Source organism: Phytobacter ursingii (assembly GCF_001022135.1).
Taxonomy (GTDB): domain Bacteria; phylum Pseudomonadota; class Gammaproteobacteria; order Enterobacterales; family Enterobacteriaceae; genus Phytobacter; species Phytobacter ursingii.
The window spans coordinates 233,056-249,492 of sequence record NZ_CP011601.1; the positions used below are offsets into that span (position 1 = coordinate 233,056).

Annotated in this window: 17 protein-coding genes; 11 read left to right on the forward strand and 6 right to left on the reverse strand. The window is 51.5% G+C overall.

Translation table 11 applies throughout. The annotated features are described in order from the left end of the window. Positions 1-126: 126 nt before the first annotated feature. From AB182_RS03100 to AB182_RS32895, 7 genes are all read left to right on the forward strand, one after another. Positions 127-918 (forward strand): ANT(3'')-Ia family aminoglycoside nucleotidyltransferase AadA2, encoded by a 792-nt coding sequence (locus AB182_RS03100; RefSeq protein WP_001261740.1) that lies wholly within the window; start codon positions 127-129, stop codon positions 916-918. A gap of 163 nt (positions 919-1,081) precedes the next feature. Then, positions 1,082-1,429 (forward strand): quaternary ammonium compound efflux SMR transporter QacE delta 1, encoded by a 348-nt coding sequence (locus tag AB182_RS03105; protein ID WP_000679427.1) that lies wholly within the window; start codon positions 1,082-1,084, stop codon positions 1,427-1,429. Further along, entirely contained in the window at positions 1,423-2,262 is an 840-nt protein-coding gene (gene sul1, locus AB182_RS03110) for a sulfonamide-resistant dihydropteroate synthase Sul1 (RefSeq protein WP_000259031.1), read from the forward strand. Before AB182_RS03105 ends, sul1 begins: the two co-directional genes overlap by 7 nt. 404 nt (positions 2,263-2,666) lie before the next feature. Continuing rightward, a complete protein-coding gene (locus tag AB182_RS03115; protein ID WP_000050481.1) occupies positions 2,667-4,208 on the forward strand; it encodes an IS91-like element ISCR1 family transposase in 1,542 nt (513 codons plus the stop codon). A gap of 301 nt (positions 4,209-4,509) precedes the next feature. Beyond that, positions 4,510-4,974 carry a BRCT domain-containing protein gene (locus AB182_RS03120; RefSeq protein WP_000645230.1) on the forward strand — a complete coding sequence of 155 codons (465 nt, stop codon included), beginning with the start codon at positions 4,510-4,512 and terminating at the stop codon, positions 4,972-4,974. Further along, positions 4,974-5,543: a trimethoprim-resistant dihydrofolate reductase DfrA19 gene (dfrA19, locus tag AB182_RS03125; protein ID WP_000019304.1), complete on the forward strand. Its 570-nt coding sequence runs from the start codon at positions 4,974-4,976 to the stop codon at positions 5,541-5,543. Before AB182_RS03120 ends, dfrA19 begins: the two co-directional genes overlap by 1 nt. A 10-nt stretch (positions 5,544-5,553) precedes the next feature. Continuing rightward, the gene (locus AB182_RS32895; RefSeq protein WP_048228299.1) at positions 5,554-6,159 is read left to right on the forward strand and encodes a hypothetical protein; all 606 of its coding nucleotides are present in this window, start codon (positions 5,554-5,556) and stop codon (positions 6,157-6,159) included. On the opposite strand, the gene intI1 is transcribed toward AB182_RS32895, so the two are convergent. Continuing rightward, positions 6,146-7,159 carry a class 1 integron integrase IntI1 gene (intI1, locus tag AB182_RS03135; RefSeq protein WP_000845039.1) on the reverse strand — a complete coding sequence of 338 codons (1,014 nt, stop codon included), beginning with the start codon at positions 7,157-7,159 and terminating at the stop codon, positions 6,146-6,148. The two genes, AB182_RS32895 and intI1, sit on opposite strands and share 14 nt — an antisense overlap. Positions 7,160-7,316: 157 nt before the next feature. On the opposite strand from intI1, the gene aph(3'')-Ib reads away from it, so the two are divergent. From aph(3'')-Ib to AB182_RS03150, 3 genes are all read left to right on the forward strand, one after another. Then, positions 7,317-8,120: an aminoglycoside O-phosphotransferase APH(3'')-Ib gene (aph(3'')-Ib, locus tag AB182_RS03140; RefSeq protein ID WP_001082319.1), complete on the forward strand. Its 804-nt coding sequence runs from the start codon at positions 7,317-7,319 to the stop codon at positions 8,118-8,120. After that, positions 8,120-8,956, forward strand: a complete 837-nt coding sequence (locus AB182_RS03145; RefSeq protein ID WP_000480968.1) for an aminoglycoside O-phosphotransferase APH(6)-Id — start codon at positions 8,120-8,122, stop codon at positions 8,954-8,956. The genes aph(3'')-Ib and AB182_RS03145 overlap by 1 nt, the downstream gene beginning before the upstream one ends. A gap of 180 nt (positions 8,957-9,136) precedes the next feature. Continuing rightward, the gene (locus AB182_RS03150) at positions 9,137-9,928 is read left to right on the forward strand and encodes a SprT-like domain-containing protein (RefSeq protein WP_004248792.1); all 792 of its coding nucleotides are present in this window, start codon (positions 9,137-9,139) and stop codon (positions 9,926-9,928) included. A gap of 14 nt (positions 9,929-9,942) precedes the next feature. On the opposite strand, the gene ardK is transcribed toward AB182_RS03150, so the two are convergent. The 5 genes from ardK to AB182_RS03175 all read right to left on the reverse strand — a co-directional run bounded on the left by ardK (position 9,943) and on the right by AB182_RS03175 (position 14,939). After that, positions 9,943-10,284 carry an antirestriction protein ArdAB regulator ArdK gene (ardK, locus tag AB182_RS03155; RefSeq protein ID WP_000057569.1) on the reverse strand — a complete coding sequence of 114 codons (342 nt, stop codon included), beginning with the start codon at positions 10,282-10,284 and terminating at the stop codon, positions 9,943-9,945. Between the two features lie 455 nt (positions 10,285-10,739). Continuing rightward, a complete protein-coding gene (locus tag AB182_RS03160) occupies positions 10,740-11,444 on the reverse strand; it encodes an IS6-like element IS26 family transposase (RefSeq protein WP_001067855.1) in 705 nt (234 codons plus the stop codon). 165 nt (positions 11,445-11,609) lie between these two features. Beyond that, on the reverse strand, positions 11,610-12,086 hold the full coding sequence (locus AB182_RS03165; RefSeq protein ID WP_001572372.1) for a WbuC family cupin fold metalloprotein: 477 nt from the start codon (positions 12,084-12,086) through the stop codon (positions 11,610-11,612). Positions 12,087-12,162: 76 nt separating this feature from the next. Further along, positions 12,163-13,782: a phosphoethanolamine--lipid A transferase MCR-9.1 gene (locus AB182_RS03170; protein ID WP_001572373.1), complete on the reverse strand. Its 1,620-nt coding sequence runs from the start codon at positions 13,780-13,782 to the stop codon at positions 12,163-12,165. Positions 13,783-13,970: 188 nt separating this feature from the next. Then, positions 13,971-14,939, reverse strand: a complete 969-nt coding sequence (locus AB182_RS03175) for an IS5-like element IS903B family transposase (protein WP_072196614.1) — start codon at positions 14,937-14,939, stop codon at positions 13,971-13,973. A 38-nt stretch (positions 14,940-14,977) separates the two neighbouring features. On the opposite strand from AB182_RS03175, the gene pcoS reads away from it, so the two are divergent. Further along, complete coding sequence (pcoS, locus tag AB182_RS03180) at positions 14,978-16,324, forward strand: copper resistance membrane spanning protein PcoS (protein ID WP_004248839.1); 1,347 nt, start codon at positions 14,978-14,980, stop codon at positions 16,322-16,324. The last annotated feature ends 113 nt before the right edge of the window (positions 16,325-16,437 follow it).

Sequence of the window (16,437 nt, forward strand, 5' to 3'; positions counted from 1 at the left end):
TTTGTACAGTCTATGCCTCGGGCATCCAAGCAGCAAGCGCGTTACGCCGTGGGTCGATGTTTGATGTTATGGAGCAGCAACGATGTTACGCAGCAGGGCAGTCGCCCTAAAACAAAGTTAGACATCATGAGGGTAGCGGTGACCATCGAAATTTCGAACCAACTATCAGAGGTGCTAAGCGTCATTGAGCGCCATCTGGAATCAACGTTGCTGGCCGTGCATTTGTACGGCTCCGCAGTGGATGGCGGCCTGAAGCCATACAGCGATATTGATTTGTTGGTTACTGTGGCCGTAAAGCTTGATGAAACGACGCGGCGAGCATTGCTCAATGACCTTATGGAGGCTTCGGCTTTCCCTGGCGAGAGCGAGACGCTCCGCGCTATAGAAGTCACCCTTGTCGTGCATGACGACATCATCCCGTGGCGTTATCCGGCTAAGCGCGAGCTGCAATTTGGAGAATGGCAGCGCAATGACATTCTTGCGGGTATCTTCGAGCCAGCCATGATCGACATTGATCTAGCTATCCTGCTTACAAAAGCAAGAGAACATAGCGTTGCCTTGGTAGGTCCGGCAGCGGAGGAATTCTTTGACCCGGTTCCTGAACAGGATCTATTCGAGGCGCTGAGGGAAACCTTGAAGCTATGGAACTCGCAGCCCGACTGGGCCGGCGATGAGCGAAATGTAGTGCTTACGTTGTCCCGCATTTGGTACAGCGCAATAACCGGCAAAATCGCGCCGAAGGATGTCGCTGCCGACTGGGCAATAAAACGCCTACCTGCCCAGTATCAGCCCGTCTTACTTGAAGCTAAGCAAGCTTATCTGGGACAAAAAGAAGATCACTTGGCCTCACGCGCAGATCACTTGGAAGAATTTATTCGCTTTGTGAAAGGCGAGATCATCAAGTCAGTTGGTAAATGATGTCTAACAATTCGTTCAAGCCGACCGCGCTACGCGCGGCGGCTTAACTCCGGCGTTAGATGCACTAAGCACATAATTGCTCACAGCCAAACTATCAGGTCAAGTCTGCTTTTATTATTTTTAAGCGTGCATAATAAGCCCTACACAAATTGGGAGATATATCATGAAAGGCTGGCTTTTTCTTGTTATCGCAATAGTTGGCGAAGTAATCGCAACATCCGCATTAAAATCTAGCGAGGGCTTTACTAAGCTTGCCCCTTCCGCCGTTGTCATAATCGGTTATGGCATCGCATTTTATTTTCTTTCTCTGGTTCTGAAATCCATCCCTGTCGGTGTTGCTTATGCAGTCTGGTCGGGACTCGGCGTCGTCATAATTACAGCCATTGCCTGGTTGCTTCATGGGCAAAAGCTTGATGCGTGGGGCTTTGTAGGTATGGGGCTCATAATTGCTGCCTTTTTGCTCGCCCGATCCCCATCGTGGAAGTCGCTGCGGAGGCCGACGCCATGGTGACGGTGTTCGGCATTCTGAATCTCACCGAGGACTCCTTCTTCGATGAGAGCCGGCGGCTAGACCCCGCCGGCGCTGTCACCGCGGCGATCGAAATGCTGCGAGTCGGATCAGACGTCGTGGATGTCGGACCGGCCGCCAGCCATCCGGACGCGAGGCCTGTATCGCCGGCCGATGAGATCAGACGTATTGCGCCGCTCTTAGACGCCCTGTCCGATCAGATGCACCGTGTTTCAATCGACAGCTTCCAACCGGAAACCCAGCGCTATGCGCTCAAGCGCGGCGTGGGCTACCTGAACGATATCCAAGGATTTCCTGACCCTGCGCTCTATCCCGATATTGCTGAGGCGGACTGCAGGCTGGTGGTTATGCACTCAGCGCAGCGGGATGGCATCGCCACCCGCACCGGTCACCTTCGACCCGAAGACGCGCTCGACGAGATTGTGCGGTTCTTCGAGGCGCGGGTTTCCGCCTTGCGACGGAGCGGGGTCGCTGCCGACCGGCTCATCCTCGATCCGGGGATGGGATTTTTCTTGAGCCCCGCACCGGAAACATCGCTGCACGTGCTGTCGAACCTTCAAAAGCTGAAGTCGGCGTTGGGGCTTCCGCTATTGGTCTCGGTGTCGCGGAAATCCTTCTTGGGCGCCACCGTTGGCCTTCCTGTAAAGGATCTGGGTCCAGCGAGCCTTGCGGCGGAACTTCACGCGATCGGCAATGGCGCTGACTACGTCCGCACCCACGCGCCTGGAGATCTGCGAAGCGCAATCACCTTCTCGGAAACCCTCGCGAAATTTCGCAGTCGCGACGCCAGAGACCGAGGGTTAGATCATGCCTAGCATTCACCTTCCGGCCGCCCGCTAAATATCTCCTTTTGGGTTGTTAATAAAACATCCAATAAGTTGACTGTGCGTGAAAAAGAAAGTTTTGTGTGATGGCGTTGAAGATCGCACCGTTAAGCTCTTATGTGGGATGGTGCAGAGCTCGACGACTACCGATAAAACGCAACCGCCGCAAACAGACAAGAAAAAGCCCCAACTGATAACAGTTGGGGCTTCAGTATTGTGATTGGTGGAGCAATAGCACCCTGAACCCAAAACCTTCTCGCTCAACCGGTAGTGGCTGATAACAACTCGTGAGGGCTATTGCGGGTTAAGCATTTAGCGATGTCTAGGGCCAGACTGGACGTCTGAACGCAAGCCGCTGATACTGTACATAACCACAGTATCAGCGGAGGATACCCATGTCGCTGGCAAGGAACGCCACGGCGAGTCAATCGCCCACTCAAACAAACGGTTACGAACGCCACCAACCCGACCAGACGCTGCTCTACCAGCTGGTTGAGCAGCACTACCCAGCCTTCAAAGCCTCACTCGAAGCCCAAGGTCAACACCTGCCTCGCTACATCCAACAAGAATTCAACGACCTCCTCCAATGTGGCCGTCTGGAGTATGGTTTCATGCGGGTTCGCTGCGAGGATTGTCATCACGAGCGTCTGGTCGCCTTCAGCTGTAAACGACGCGGCTTTTGCCCTAGCTGCGGTGCCCGCCGGATGGCCGAGAGTGCGGCGCTGCTGATAGACGAAGTCTTCCCCAAGGAGCCCATTCGCCAGTGGGTGCTCAGCTTTCCTTTCCAGCTACGCTTTTTGCTGGCTCGCCATCCCCAGCTGATGGGCCAGGTCTTGAGTATCGTCTATCGTACACTCTCAACTCATCTGATCAAAAAAGCCGGTTACACCAAAGCCTCTGCACAAACTGGCTCAGTGACTCTTATCCAACGCTTTGGCTCCGCGCTAAATCTCAATGTCCACTACCACATGCTGTTTCTCGATGGTGTCTATGCCGAAGATGACTATGGCAAGCAACGCTTCCATCGTGTCAAGGCACCCACTTACGATGAGCTGAATACGCTCGCTCACACCCTCAGCCATCGCATCGCTCGCTGCATGGAAAAGCGTGGGATTTTGGAGCGTGATGCCGAGAATACGTGGTTGACACTGGAAGAGGGCGAAGACGATACGCTGACTCAATTACATGGTGCTTCGGTTACGTATCGCATTGCCGTCGGCCCCCAGCAAGGGCGCAAAGTCTTCACCCTGCAAACCTTGCCAGGGCGTGAGGATAAAGCCGACTCAAGCAGTCGAGTAGCCAACCATGCTGGTTTCTCGCTACACGCCGGTGTGATGGCCGAAGCGCATCAGCGGGATAAGCTTGAGCGCTTGTGTCGCTACATTAGTCGGCCAGCGGTTTCAGAAAAACGTCTGGCATTAACCGCCAATGGGCAGGTGCGTTACGAGCTCAAAACTCCGTACCGCAATGGCACCACCCATGTGATCTTCGAGCCGCTGGACTTCATCGCCAAACTCGCTGCGTTGGTACCTAAGCCGCGAGTCAACCTCACACGCTTCCACGGCGTCTTTGCACCGAACAGCAAACACCGAGTTCAAGTAACACCCGCCAAGCGGGGCAAGAAGCCCGACAAATCGGAAGGTCTCGATACTAACTGGCGTGACAAGAGTCCTGCAGAGCGCCACCGCGCCATGACCTGGATGCAACGCCTCAAGCGAGTCTTCAATATTGATATTGAAGTCTGCGAACACTGCGGCGGTCACGTCAAAGTGATTGCCAGCATCGAAGATCCGAAGGTCATTGAGCAGATTCTCAAGCATCTGAAACAGAAAACAGCCAAGGCGAATGCCGCCAAGCAGCGTGAGCTGCCACCAGAACGAGCGCCGCCACTGACTCCCAGCCTGTTCGATCCATCACAGAGTCGTCTCTTTGACTGACGACCCCAAATCCAACACTGCTCAACACTGCCAACTTTTAAACGGGGCGGTGGGGCAGTTTGTATCTCTCGAGCTATCAGGCTAGAGATTTTACCGCCAAATCGAACCTTATTAGAGCGGTTTAGGCTGGACCGGCAGTTAAAATTGGGGCTTGAGCGGTAAACGAGTGAGGGAATTTCAGGTAAGATACTTCGGATGAGGAGCAAAAAGGTGGTTTATACTTCCTATACCCAGTAGTGTTCCCCTGTCGGTTTGGTTGGGGTCGATGCCCCACTTTGGGCGCGGCGTTGGGCGCCGCAAGATGAAAGCTCTGTGTGAAGGCTTGGATATTAAGACCTTGGATGATTTCAATGCCATCACCGAAGAGCAGATCGTTAGCGTCGACAAATTCAGCTACAAAACTGCCGCAAAAGTGCTTGCAGGTATGGCTGAACATGCCGAGCTATTCAACAAGATTCAATCAATCATCGGGTTCAAACAGCAGGTCACTTCGGGGGATCGTTTTACCGGTGAGAAGATCGTGATCACCGGTTTTCGTGACGCGGCCTTGGAGAAGCTGATTGAAGCTGAGGGTGGTGAAGTGCAATCATCAGTCTCGTCGAAGACCACCATGGTGATCGCGGCATCCACTTCCGGATCTTCCGGCAAATTGAAGAAAGTGCACGATCTCAACAACAGCGGAAAGGCAAATATCAAACTGATTGATCTGGCCACCTTCCGTAAGCAATATCTGGAACAACCAGCATCGACTGGTTTGGAGTTTTAATGAGTCACCCACAACTTGAGCTAATAGTCGCTGTGGATTCTAAGTTGGGATTCGGGAAAGGCGGCAAGATTCCATGGAAATGCAAAGAAGACATGGCGCGATTTACGCGGATTTCTAAAGAGATCCGCGTGTGCGTTATGGGGAAACACACGTATACTGACATGCGTGACATGCAGTTAGAAAAGGATGGCGCCGAGGAGCGAATCAAGGAGAAAGGAATTCTCCCCGAACGCGAATCGTTCGTGATCTCCTCGACGTTAAAACAAGAAGATGTCATAGGCGCTACTGTCGTTCCTGATCTTCGTGCTGTGATCAACCTGTATGAGAATACCGATCAACGCATTGCTGTCATTGGTGGGGAGAAGTTGTACATTCAAGCTCTTTCATCAGCAACGAAACTGCACATGACCATAATTCCAAGAGAGTTCGACTGTGATCGATTTATTCCTGTTGATCCGATCCAGAACAATTTTCACATTGATTCCAGTGCCAGCGAGACTGTGGAGGCAACCGTTGATGAGACTCAAGAGCGCATTCACTTTGCTACTTACGTGCGTAACAATCAGTAACGCGCTGGCAGTGGAAGAACAAGAACCAGAAACGAAGCAGACGGTGTTGGCCGTCTGCTTCGAAACATCATTATTGGCTCGAGAACTGATCGAGAATACCATTCTTGCGGACGACATCCAAAACAATACAGAAAAGATAGCTTTGCAGTTGTCGGAGCCCCTCCCCCCAACTTATAATGGGATTATTGCTGGGCTAAACAATGCTGTCGCCATGCGTGGGACAGCAAACGTTGAATCGCCATCAAGAGCATCCACAGATTTACGTGCAGCCGTCATCGGTTTATGGTGTATAAATGACACCATAGCCGCCCTGAATCAGACTGATAATGCAGTCTTACAGGACGGCGAGTTGCAACAAACACTTGTCGATTATTACAACAACTTATTGGCTGACATCGTTTGTCGTTTTCAGAAGACGGCTGCACTGAACGTCAGAAGCCGACTGCACTATAGCAGCGGAGGGGTTGGATCCATCAGGCAACGACGGGCTGCTGCCGGCCATCAGCGGACGCAGGGAGGACTTTCCGCAACCGGCCGTTCGATGCGGCACCGATGGCCTTCGCGCAGGGGTAGTGAATCCGCCAGGATTGACTTGCGCTGCCCTACCTCTCACTAGTGAGGGGCGGCAGCGCATCAAGCGGTGAGCGCACTCCGGCACCGCCAACTTTCAGCACATGCGTGTAAATCATCGTCGTAGAGACGTCGGAATGGCCGAGCAGATCCTGCACGGTTCGAATGTCGTAACCGCTGCGGAGCAAGGCCGTCGCGAACGAGTGGCGGAGGGTGTGCGGTGTGGCGGGCTTCGTGATGCCTGCTTGTTCTACGGCACGTTTGAAGGCGCGCTGAAAGGTCTGGTCATACATGTGATGGCGACGCACGACACCGCTCCGTGGATCGGTCGAATGCGTGTGCTGCGCAAAAACCCAGAACCACGGCCAGGAATGCCCGGCGCGCGGATACTTCCGCTCAAGGGCGTCGGGAAGCGCAACGCCGCTGCGGCCCTCGGCCTGGTCCTTCAGCCACCATGCCCGTGCACGCGACAGCTGCTCGCGCAGGCTGGGTGCCAAGCTCTCGGGTAACATCAAGGCCCGATCCTTGGAGCCCTTGCCCTCCCGCACGATGATCGTGCCGTGATCGAAATCCAGATCCTTGACCCGCAGTTGCAAACCCTCACTGATCCGCATGCCCGTTCCATACAGAAGCTGGGCGAACAAACGATGCTCGCCTTCCAGAAAACCGAGGATGCGAACCACTTCATCCGGGGTCAGCACCACCGGCAAGCGCCGCGACGGCCGAGGTCTTCCGATCTCCTGAAGCCAGGGCAGATCCGTGCACAGCACCTTGCCGTAGAAGAACAGCAAGGCCGCCAATGCCTGACGATGCGTGGAGACCGAAACCTTGCGCTCGTTCGCCAGCCAGGACAGAAATGCCTCGACTTCGCTGCTGCCCAAGGTTGCCGGGTGACGCACACCGTGGAAACGGATGAAGGCACGAACCCAGTGGACATAAGCCTGTTCGGTTGGTAAGCTGTAATGCAAGTAGCGTATGCGCTCACGCAACTGGTCCAGAACCTTGACCGAACGCAGCGGTGGTAACGGCGCAGTGGCGGTTTTCATGGCTTGTTATGACTGTTTTTTTGTACAGTCTATGCCTCGGGCATCAAGGCGAGCTCAGAGACCATGGAAAGCATGTTCTCGGACTTACGTAGCAACTCGTTTCTTTTCGCAGGTTGAGCCACCTCCGCGCTTCATCAGAAAACTGAAGGAACCTCCATTGAATCGAACTAATATTTTTTTTGGTGAATCGCATTCTGACTGGTTGCCTGTCAGAGGCGGAGAATCTGGTGATTTTGTTTTTCGACGTGGTGACGGGCATGCCTTCGCGAAAATCGCACCTGCTTCCCGCCGCGGTGAGCTCGCTGGAGAGCGTGACCGCCTCATTTGGCTCAAAGGTCGAGGTGTGGCTTGCCCCGAGGTGATCAACTGGCAGGAGGAACAGGAGGGTGCATGCTTGGTGATAACGGCAATTCCGGGAGTACCGGCGGCTGATCTGTCTGGAGCGGATTTGCTCAAAGCGTGGCCGTCAATGGGGCAGCAACTTGGCGCTGTTCACAGCCTATCGGTTGATCAATGTCCGTTTGAGCGCAGGCTGTCGCGAATGTTCGGACGCGCCGTTGATGTGGTGTCCCGCAATGCCGTCAATCCCGACTTCTTACCGGACGAGGACAAGAGTACGCCGCAGCTCGATCTTTTGGCTCGTGTCGAACGAGAGCTACCGGTGCGGCTCGACCAAGAGCGCACCGATATGGTTGTTTGCCATGGTGATCCCTGCATGCCGAACTTCATGGTGGACCCTAAAACTCTTCAATGCACGGGTCTGATCGACCTTGGGCGGCTCGGAACAGCAGATCGCTATGCCGATTTGGCACTCATGATTGCTAACGCCGAAGAGAACTGGGCAGCGCCAGATGAAGCAGAGCGCGCCTTCGCTGTCCTATTCAATGTATTGGGGATCGAAGCCCCCGACCGCGAACGCCTTGCCTTCTATCTGCGATTGGACCCTCTGACTTGGGGTTGATGTTCATGCCGCCTGTTTTTCCTGCTCATTGGCACGTTTCGCAACCTGTTCTCATTGCGGACACCTTTTCCAGCCTCGTTTGGAAAGTTTCATTGCCAGACGGGACTCCTGCAATCGTCAAGGGATTGAAACCTATAGAAGACATTGCTGATGAACTGCGCGGGGCCGACTATCTGGTATGGCGCAATGGGAGGGGAGCAGTCCGGTTGCTCGGTCGTGAGAACAATCTGATGTTGCTCGAATATGCCGGGGAGCGAATGCTCTCTCACATCGTTGCCGAGCACGGCGACTACCAGGCGACCGAAATTGCAGCGGAACTAATGGCGAAGCTGTATGCCGCATCTGAGGAACCCCTGCCTTCTGCCCTTCTCCCGATCCGGGATCGCTTTGCAGCTTTGTTTCAGCGGGCGCGCGATGATCAAAACGCAGGTTGTCAAACTGACTACGTCCACGCGGCGATTATAGCCGATCAAATGATGAGCAATGCCTCGGAACTGCGTGGGCTACATGGCGATCTGCATCATGAAAACATCATGTTCTCCAGTCGCGGCTGGCTGGTGATAGATCCCGTCGGTCTGGTCGGTGAAGTGGGCTTTGGCGCCGCCAATATGTTCTACGATCCGGCTGACAGAGACGACCTTTGTCTCGATCCTAGACGCATTGCACAGATGGCGGACGCATTCTCTCGTGCGCTGGACGTCGATCCGCGTCGCCTGCTCGACCAGGCGTACGCTTATGGGTGCCTTTCCGCAGCTTGGAACGCGGATGGAGAAGAGGAGCAACGCGATCTAGCTATCGCGGCCGCGATCAAGCAGGTGCGACAGACGTCATACTAGATATCAAGCGACTTCTCCTATCCCCTGGGAACACATCAATCTTACCGGAGAATATCGTTGGCCAAAGCCTTAGCGTAGGATTTCGCCCTCTCCCGCAAACGACCCCTAAAAGCCGTTTCCTCTGTATAAAAGATCAGCTAAATTATGTGTATTGCACAATACATATATGTGAGGTTAGCAGTGAATTTGCCTACGCCCGAAACCTACGATGAACTTCAGAGAGCCTACGATTTTTTCAATGAGAAGCTATTCAGCAACGAGCTGCCGCCATGCCTGATAACGTTGCAGCGTGAGAAGCGAACGTATGGCTATTGTTCCTTTAAGCGTTTCGTCGGCCGTGAGAGTGGGTACACGGTAGACGAGATCGCTATGAATCCGGTGTATTTCTCGATCAGAACCATAAAGGCCACGCTTTCAACACTGGTGCATGAGATGGTTCATCAGTGGCAATTCCATTTTGGCGAGCCTGGCCGCCGTGGCTATCACAACAAACAGTGGGCGGCCCGGATGGAACGGGTAGGACTAATGCCTTCTGATACCGGCGAACCGGGAGGCAGGAAAGTGGGCCAGAGCATGACCCATTATATTATTGCCGGTGGCCCTTTCGATATGGCCTGTGATGAACTGCTGACAGGCCATTTCCAGCTTTCCTGGATGGACAGGTTTCCGCCTTACCAGCCTAAGCCTGGCGCTGTGCTAAGCCCTACAGGAAAAGGCTATATTGACGACGAGGAAGATGATAGCGAACACGAACAGGAGGTGGAGGAAGGGCGCGACCCGGTTGAACTCGACGACGAGATCATAGAGGCCATGCGATTTGTAACCCCACCGCCTGAAGCACCGGTGAACAAAACAAACCGGGAAAAGTACAGCTGCCCGGTGTGTCATATCAATCTCTGGGGTAAACCGGGGATAGTGGTTTACTGTGGTGGCGAGCACTGTAATAAAGCCGCGTTAGTAGTCTTAAAATAAAGTCCTTTCGGACTTTATTTTTTTTCCATTTCCGAGGTCGTGATGTTATTAATGCTGTACTTCGCGGCTTCTTTTAAAACAGTTTCAGCAAGGCTTGCTGGTATCCAGACCTGAACTAATTTTAATGGTTCGCCGTTCTCGGCTTTAAGAGTGGTGTTCTGGTACAAATCCCAGATTCGCTTAACGGTGCTGGAAATGTTTTGCTTGGAACGGCCTACTCGCGTGGCTACGTCTGATGATTTCTCACCTTTGACAAGCACGGAATAGCCAATATCTGTTGTGATGTGTGCAAAGGAAGCCATTTGCGGCAGCAGCTGTTTCCATTCTGTTTCTGAAATTCTGTTTTTCTGAGCCATCTGTGGCGCCTCCGTAGTTTTGGTTACAGAAAGGATATACTCAGAATAAACAGGGGTCAATACAAGTACGATTTTTATAAACTTTATTTTATTTGAGGGTGAGGCCCGGTGCGGCAGCAGCGCGGGCCTCGATGGTGCCGCGAAGGTGCTGGCGCCATGCTCGGATTAAAACATGAACCGTGAAGAACTGCGAAACTTGTTTTCGCGGTTCTGAGGGGTTGACCGAGCCGCGAAGCGGCGCTGGTAAGCGATGATATGCACATATCCACAGGCATATTTTTAAAAGGTATTTTATAGATTTTTTATCTTTTTAAAGTCTTTTAGAGCTATATAACTAATTGATTTAAAATCATAAATAAGTGTTATCTCTGGGAATCCGCCCACCTTGTTATGGGAATTGGCCGGCACTGTTGCAAAGTTAGCGATGAGGCAGCCTTTTGTCTTATTCAAAGGCCTTACATTTCAAAAACTCTGCTTACCAGGCGCATTTCGCCCAGGGGATCACCATAATAAAATGCTGAGGCCTGGCCTTTGCGTAGTGCACGCATCACCTCAATACCTTTGATGGTGGCGTAAGCCGTCTTCATGGATTTAAATCCCAGCGTGGCGCCGATTATCCGTTTCAGTTTGCCATGATCGCATTCAATCACGTTGTTCCGGTACTTAATCTGTCGGTGTTCAACGTCAGACGGGCACCGGCCTTCGCGTTTGAGCAGAGCAAGCGCGCGACCATAGGCGGGCGCTTTATCCGTGTTGATGAATCGCGGGATCTGCCACTTCTTCACGTTGTTGAGGATTTTACCCAGAAACCGGTATGCAGCTTTGCTGTTACGACGGGAGGAGAGATAAAAATCGACAGTGCGGCCCCGGCTGTCGACGGCCCGGTACAGATACGCCCAGCGGCCATTGACCTTCACGTAGGTTTCATCCATGTGCCACGGGCAAAGATCGGAAGGGTTACGCCAGTACCAGCGCAGCCGTTTTTCCATTTCAGGCGCATAACGCTGAACCCAGCGGTAAATCGTGGAGTGATCGACATTCACTCCGCGTTCAGCCAGCATCTCCTGCAGCTCACGGTAACTGATGCCGTATTTGCAGTACCAGCGTACGGCCCACAGAATGATGTCACGCTGAAAATGCCGGCCTTTGAATGGGTTCATGTGCAGCTCCATCAGCAAAAGGGGATGATAAGTTTATCACCACCGACTATTTGCAACAGTGCCTCTACTCTTGCCACAGGTTTACGAGTAGGTGATTTGGGAGGAAGCGTCTTAGCCTTTGAAGTTGGCGCGAAGGAGAGAATGGCACTCCGTGCAACGCATTAATTACCGCGGATATCCGCCATCACCTACTTGCGCCTGTGTGTACCATTTCATCAGCTCTGCAGTTCCCGGCTCGTTTTCGGCGGGGGCCCATGGGGCGGCATCTTGATCAGCAACAGGCTGGTACCTACCGTGTTTTACCTCAAAAATAACGCCGCCTTCATCCAGTGACAATACGGTATGCCAGGTGCCTGCATCCATCTCCAGCACTTTACAGTCCTCACCTAACACGACGCGCTGGGTCAGGTTACCCAGGTCATCAAAGTTCAATACCAAAAAGCGACCGGTAAGGGATGTCAGCAGTTCAAAAGTATGCGGGTGGCGATGAGGGCGAACATAAGTTCCCGGTTCCATAGCAATAGCCAGACGCTGCACCGGGTCGCTCAATTCAGGGTGGAAATTATGATGGGCACGTAAGCGGGGGGAATTTGCGGCTTGTGCGCTTTGCTTGCGTAGGTCGTTGAAAGTAAGTTGTTTCATATTATAAGCCTTATTGCATTCTTGCAGCTTACGGCAACCAGGTTGCCGTAAGGCTTTTTGTTATACTAACAATCGATTAGCCACGGCATTCGCGGAACAAATCGCGGTCAGGATTATAGACGCTGGTGCTTACGTCCCACAGCCCCAAAATCGATGAGAACAGGTTGTCGTGGGAATATGATTTTTTCGCCGCATTATTTTCAAGGCAAGACATGTTGATGTGTTTCCCGGCGATAAAGCCCGGTGACATCCAGACCTGCATCGGAATATGCGTCTGCTGATCCGGTGCCAGTTTGTACGGCGTGCCGTGCAGATATAGCCCGCTTTCGCCCAATGATTCACCATGATCGGACACATAAAGCAGCACGGTGTTGTACTGATCGCTGTAATTTTTTAGCTTTTCAATCATCTCAGCTAATACATAGTCTGTATAACGAAGGGTGTTGTCGTAGGTGTTGACCAATTGTTCCTGAGTACAGTTTTCGATATCGCTACGTGCACATTCGGGCATGAAGTGGCGATGCTCAGCCGGATAACGCAGGTAATAAGTCGGTCCATGGCTGCCAATGATATGGAAGGCGACAAGCTTATCACCTGGCATTTTGGCGATTTCATCATCAAGGTTTTCCAGCATCACCTCGTCATGGCACGTTTTGCCATCGCACAGTTTCGGGTTATCACTAGGCTTAATTTCGACAGTCGGGATGCGGCTACATACGCCTTTACAACCGCCATCGTTCTCTTTCCATAACAGCGAGACACCGGTTTTCTGCACGATGTCGAGGAAATTTTCACTGTTAGATGCTTTTTTACTGTCGTACTCGGTGCGATTCATATTCGAGAACATGCACGGAACGGATATTGCGGTAGCGGTACCGCAGGAATGCATATTTTTAAACGAAATAACGCCGCCGGATTTGCTGGTAAAGGCATTGGTATCACGCGAATAACCGTTCATCGAGAAATTCTGGCTGCGTGCCGTTTCGCCAATCACCAGGAACATCAGCGTGGGTTTTTCGTGAGCGACGACGCGTTTAGCATCATTCCCCAGCGTCTGGAAAGGCACTTTAGTCGTAAAGTACGTATCCTTAACATACTGGAAAGTGCTGTAAGCGTAGTTCGCCGGGATGATCTCTTTATTCAATGTCGAGTTATTGCGGCCGACAGAGGCATAATCCTGATAATAAAGTGCGGCAACACCTGCAATCAAACTCAACGATGCCAGCACGGAGAGCAAACGGTAAGCAATGCCTTTATACCATTTTTCAGGATATTGAATTTTTATTGAAAAAAGGAGGATGGCAGGAAGGATACCGGTAAAGACGAACCATATAATAATTGAGCCATTAAGATAGGAATGCGCTTCCTGGGGGTTAGTTTCAATAATGTTTTGAATCATCGTTTGATCAAACATTACTTTATATTTTAGTGTCGAATAACTGACCAGTGAGCCAGTGATAAACAGTAAAGCAAAGAAAGGTTTCAGCAGAAAACGAACTGAGAAAGGCATAAAAACAACGTTAAGCGCCGCAACCAGAACAAAGGGAATAGAAATGACAAAACCAATTTTGACATGCTCTAAATGCGACAAAATCTCGTAAAAATGCAGCAATATTGGCCAGTTAAGTAAAAACGCAAAGATCATTGCCAGAAGTAAAACCAGCGGAATAACTTTCACCCTGAAAAGTACAGGCATTAACACCTCCGGAAAATAGTAAACCAGTAAAAACATTGATGATAATTACAACAATTCAATCTAATATTATGATTGCCTTATTCGCTGCAAAGCAGAGATTATCATTCTGAAATCTTAGGTTAACCTTAACGAGGCTTTGTTGAATAAATCAGATTTCGGGTAAGTCTCCCCCGTAGCGGGTTGTGTTTTCAGGCAATACGCACGCTTTCAGGCATACCTGCTTTCGTCATTTTGTTCAGCGCTCGTACCAGGGCCATAGCCTCCGCAACCTGACCATCGTAGTCACGCAGCGTCAGTGAACCCCCGAACAGCTGTTTTACCCGGTACATCGCCGTTTCCGCTATCGAGCGACGGTTGTAATCTGTTGTCCATTTCCACCGCGCATTACTCCCGGTCATTCGCTGATTAGCCACTGCACGGTTACGGTCTGCATATTCACCGGGCCAGTAACCCGCACCTTTTCGGGGAGGGATAAGCGCGCTGATTTTCTTATGCCGCAGTTCATCGTGACATAGCCGGGTATCGTAAGCGCCATCGGCGGCGGCTGACCTGATTTTCCGGTGGGTTTGCCGGATTAACCCGGGGAAGGCCTCTGAGTCCGTAACGTTGTTCAGCGACAGGTCAGCGCAGATGATTTCATGTGTTTTACTGTCAACGGCGAGATGCAGCTTACGCCAGATACGGCGGCGTTCCTGGCCATGCTTTTTGACTTTCCACTCGCCTTCACCGAAGACCTTCAGCCCGGTGGAATCAATTACCAGGTGTGCGATTTCACCCCGGGTGGGCGTTTTGAAACTGACATTAACCGACTTTGCCCGCCTGCTGACACAGCTGTAATCCGGGCAGCGTAGCGGAACGTTCATCAGAGAAAAAATGGAATCAATAAAGCCCTGCGCAGCGCGCAGGGTCAGCCTGAATACGCGTTTAATGACCAGCACAGTCGTGATGGCAAGGTCAGAATAGCGCTGAGGTCTGCCTCGTGAAGAAGGCGCTGCCGACTCATACCAGGCCTGAATAGCTTCATCATCCAGCCAGAAAGTTATGGAGCCACGGTTGATGAGGGCTTTATTGTAGGTGGGCCAGTTGGTGATTTTGAACTTTTGCTTTGCCACGGAACGGTCTGCGTTGTCGGGAAGATGCGTGATCTGATCCTTCAACTCAGCAAAAGTTCGATTTATTCAACAAAGCCGCGGTGATGCTTACGGTATGGTGGTTATCAAGTTTTATCCTGATTAGCACCCTTAATGGCTATTTCGATAATCAGGACCGCGATTTTCTGACAGGTAAACTTCAGCTCACCGAAGAGTTTCTTAAAACAGAGACGTTCCGGAACAAAACGGATATTAAGTCATTATCAGAAAAAATAAACGATGCGATGGTAGGGCACAATGGTTTATTCATTTCTATAAAAAACATGGAAAATGAAAAAATTGTTGAACTCTATGCCAAAAATTCTGTTGTTCCAGCGGTCCTGCTTAATAAGTCGGGTGATATTCTCGACTATATGATCCAGACGGAAGAAAATAACACCGTGTACCGCAGTATCTCGCGGCGGGTTGCCGTGACGCCGGAACAGGGTAAAAGCAAACATGTCATCATTACGGTTGCCACGGATACTGGGTATCACACCCTGTTTATGGATAAGCTCAGTACCTGGCTGTTCTGGTTCAATATCGGTCTGGTCTTTATTTCTGTTTTTCTGGGCTGGCTGACCACACGTATTGGTCTGAAACCGCTACGGGAAATGACCAGTCTGGCTTCCTCCATGACCGTACACAGCCTGGATCAGCGTCTTAATCCCGATTTGGCTCCGCCGGAAATTTCTGAGACCATGCAGGAGTTCAATAACATGTTCGATCGCCTGGAGGGGTCATTCCGGAAACTGTCAGATTTCTCGTCTGACATCGCGCATGAGCTGCGCACAGCGGTCAGTAATCTGATGATGCAGACGCAGTTTGCACTGGCTAAGGAAAGGGATGTTTCGCATTACCGCGAAATCTTATTCGCTTACCTGGAAGAACTGAAAAGGTTGTCACGAATGACCAGTGATATGCTTTTTCTGGCACGTTCAGAGCATGGTCTGCTGCAGCTGGATAAACATGATGTGGATCTGGCCGCCGAACTGAATGAATTACGTGAGCTGTTCGAGCCTCTGGCAGACGAAACAGGAAAGACAATCACCGTTGAAGGAGAGGGCGTTGTTGCCGGAGACAGCGATATGCTGCGACGTGCTTTCAGTAACCTGCTTTCCAATGCAATCAAGTATTCTCCCGATAACACCTGTACAGCGATACACCTTGAGCGTGACAGTGACTGTGTGAACGTGATGATTACGAATACGATGTCCGGCCAGGTTCCCGCTAATCTGGAACGTTTGTTTGATCGGTTCTATCGAGCTGATTCATCAAGGGTCCACAACACGGAAGGCGCGGGGCTGGGATTATCAATTACAAGGTCGATCATTCATGCTCATGGCGGCGAGCTGTCAGCAGAACAGCAGGGGCGGGAAATTGTGTTCAGTGTGCGCCTGTTAATGGATTAATCCCGTTCTTCAGGAGAAACCTGGAAGGTGACAAAATTGTCATCATTCAGTCACGCGATAAACAGAGGCGGTTTTTTATAATCATACATAAATCAGGAGCAGAGTGATAACGC

Bases quoted from the DNA above. Each gene is read 5' to 3' on its own strand.
- ardK (WP_000057569.1), bottom strand. From the start codon at position 10,284: ATGGCTCAGAAAAACAGAATTTCAGAAACAGAATGGAAACAGCTGCTG.
- dfrA19 (WP_000019304.1), top strand. From the start codon at position 4,974: ATGAGTCACCCACAACTTGAGCTAATAGTCGCTGTGGATTCTAAGTTG.
- AB182_RS03170 (WP_001572373.1), bottom strand. From the start codon at position 13,782: ATGCCTGTACTTTTCAGGGTGAAAGTTATTCCGCTGGTTTTACTTCTG.
- AB182_RS03160 (WP_001067855.1), bottom strand. From the start codon at position 11,444: ATGAACCCATTCAAAGGCCGGCATTTTCAGCGTGACATCATTCTGTGG.
- intI1 (WP_000845039.1), bottom strand. From the start codon at position 7,159: ATGAAAACCGCCACTGCGCCGTTACCACCGCTGCGTTCGGTCAAGGTT.
- AB182_RS03100 (WP_001261740.1), top strand. From the start codon at position 127: ATGAGGGTAGCGGTGACCATCGAAATTTCGAACCAACTATCAGAGGTG.
- AB182_RS03105 (WP_000679427.1), top strand. From the start codon at position 1,082: ATGAAAGGCTGGCTTTTTCTTGTTATCGCAATAGTTGGCGAAGTAATC.
- AB182_RS03115 (WP_000050481.1), top strand. From the start codon at position 2,667: ATGTCGCTGGCAAGGAACGCCACGGCGAGTCAATCGCCCACTCAAACA.
- pcoS (WP_004248839.1), top strand. From the start codon at position 14,978: ATGCTTACGGTATGGTGGTTATCAAGTTTTATCCTGATTAGCACCCTT.
- sul1 (WP_000259031.1), top strand. From the start codon at position 1,423: ATGGTGACGGTGTTCGGCATTCTGAATCTCACCGAGGACTCCTTCTTC.
- AB182_RS03145 (WP_000480968.1), top strand. From the start codon at position 8,120: ATGTTCATGCCGCCTGTTTTTCCTGCTCATTGGCACGTTTCGCAACCT.
- AB182_RS03120 (WP_000645230.1), top strand. From the start codon at position 4,510: ATGAAAGCTCTGTGTGAAGGCTTGGATATTAAGACCTTGGATGATTTC.
- AB182_RS03165 (WP_001572372.1), bottom strand. From the start codon at position 12,086: ATGAAACAACTTACTTTCAACGACCTACGCAAGCAAAGCGCACAAGCC.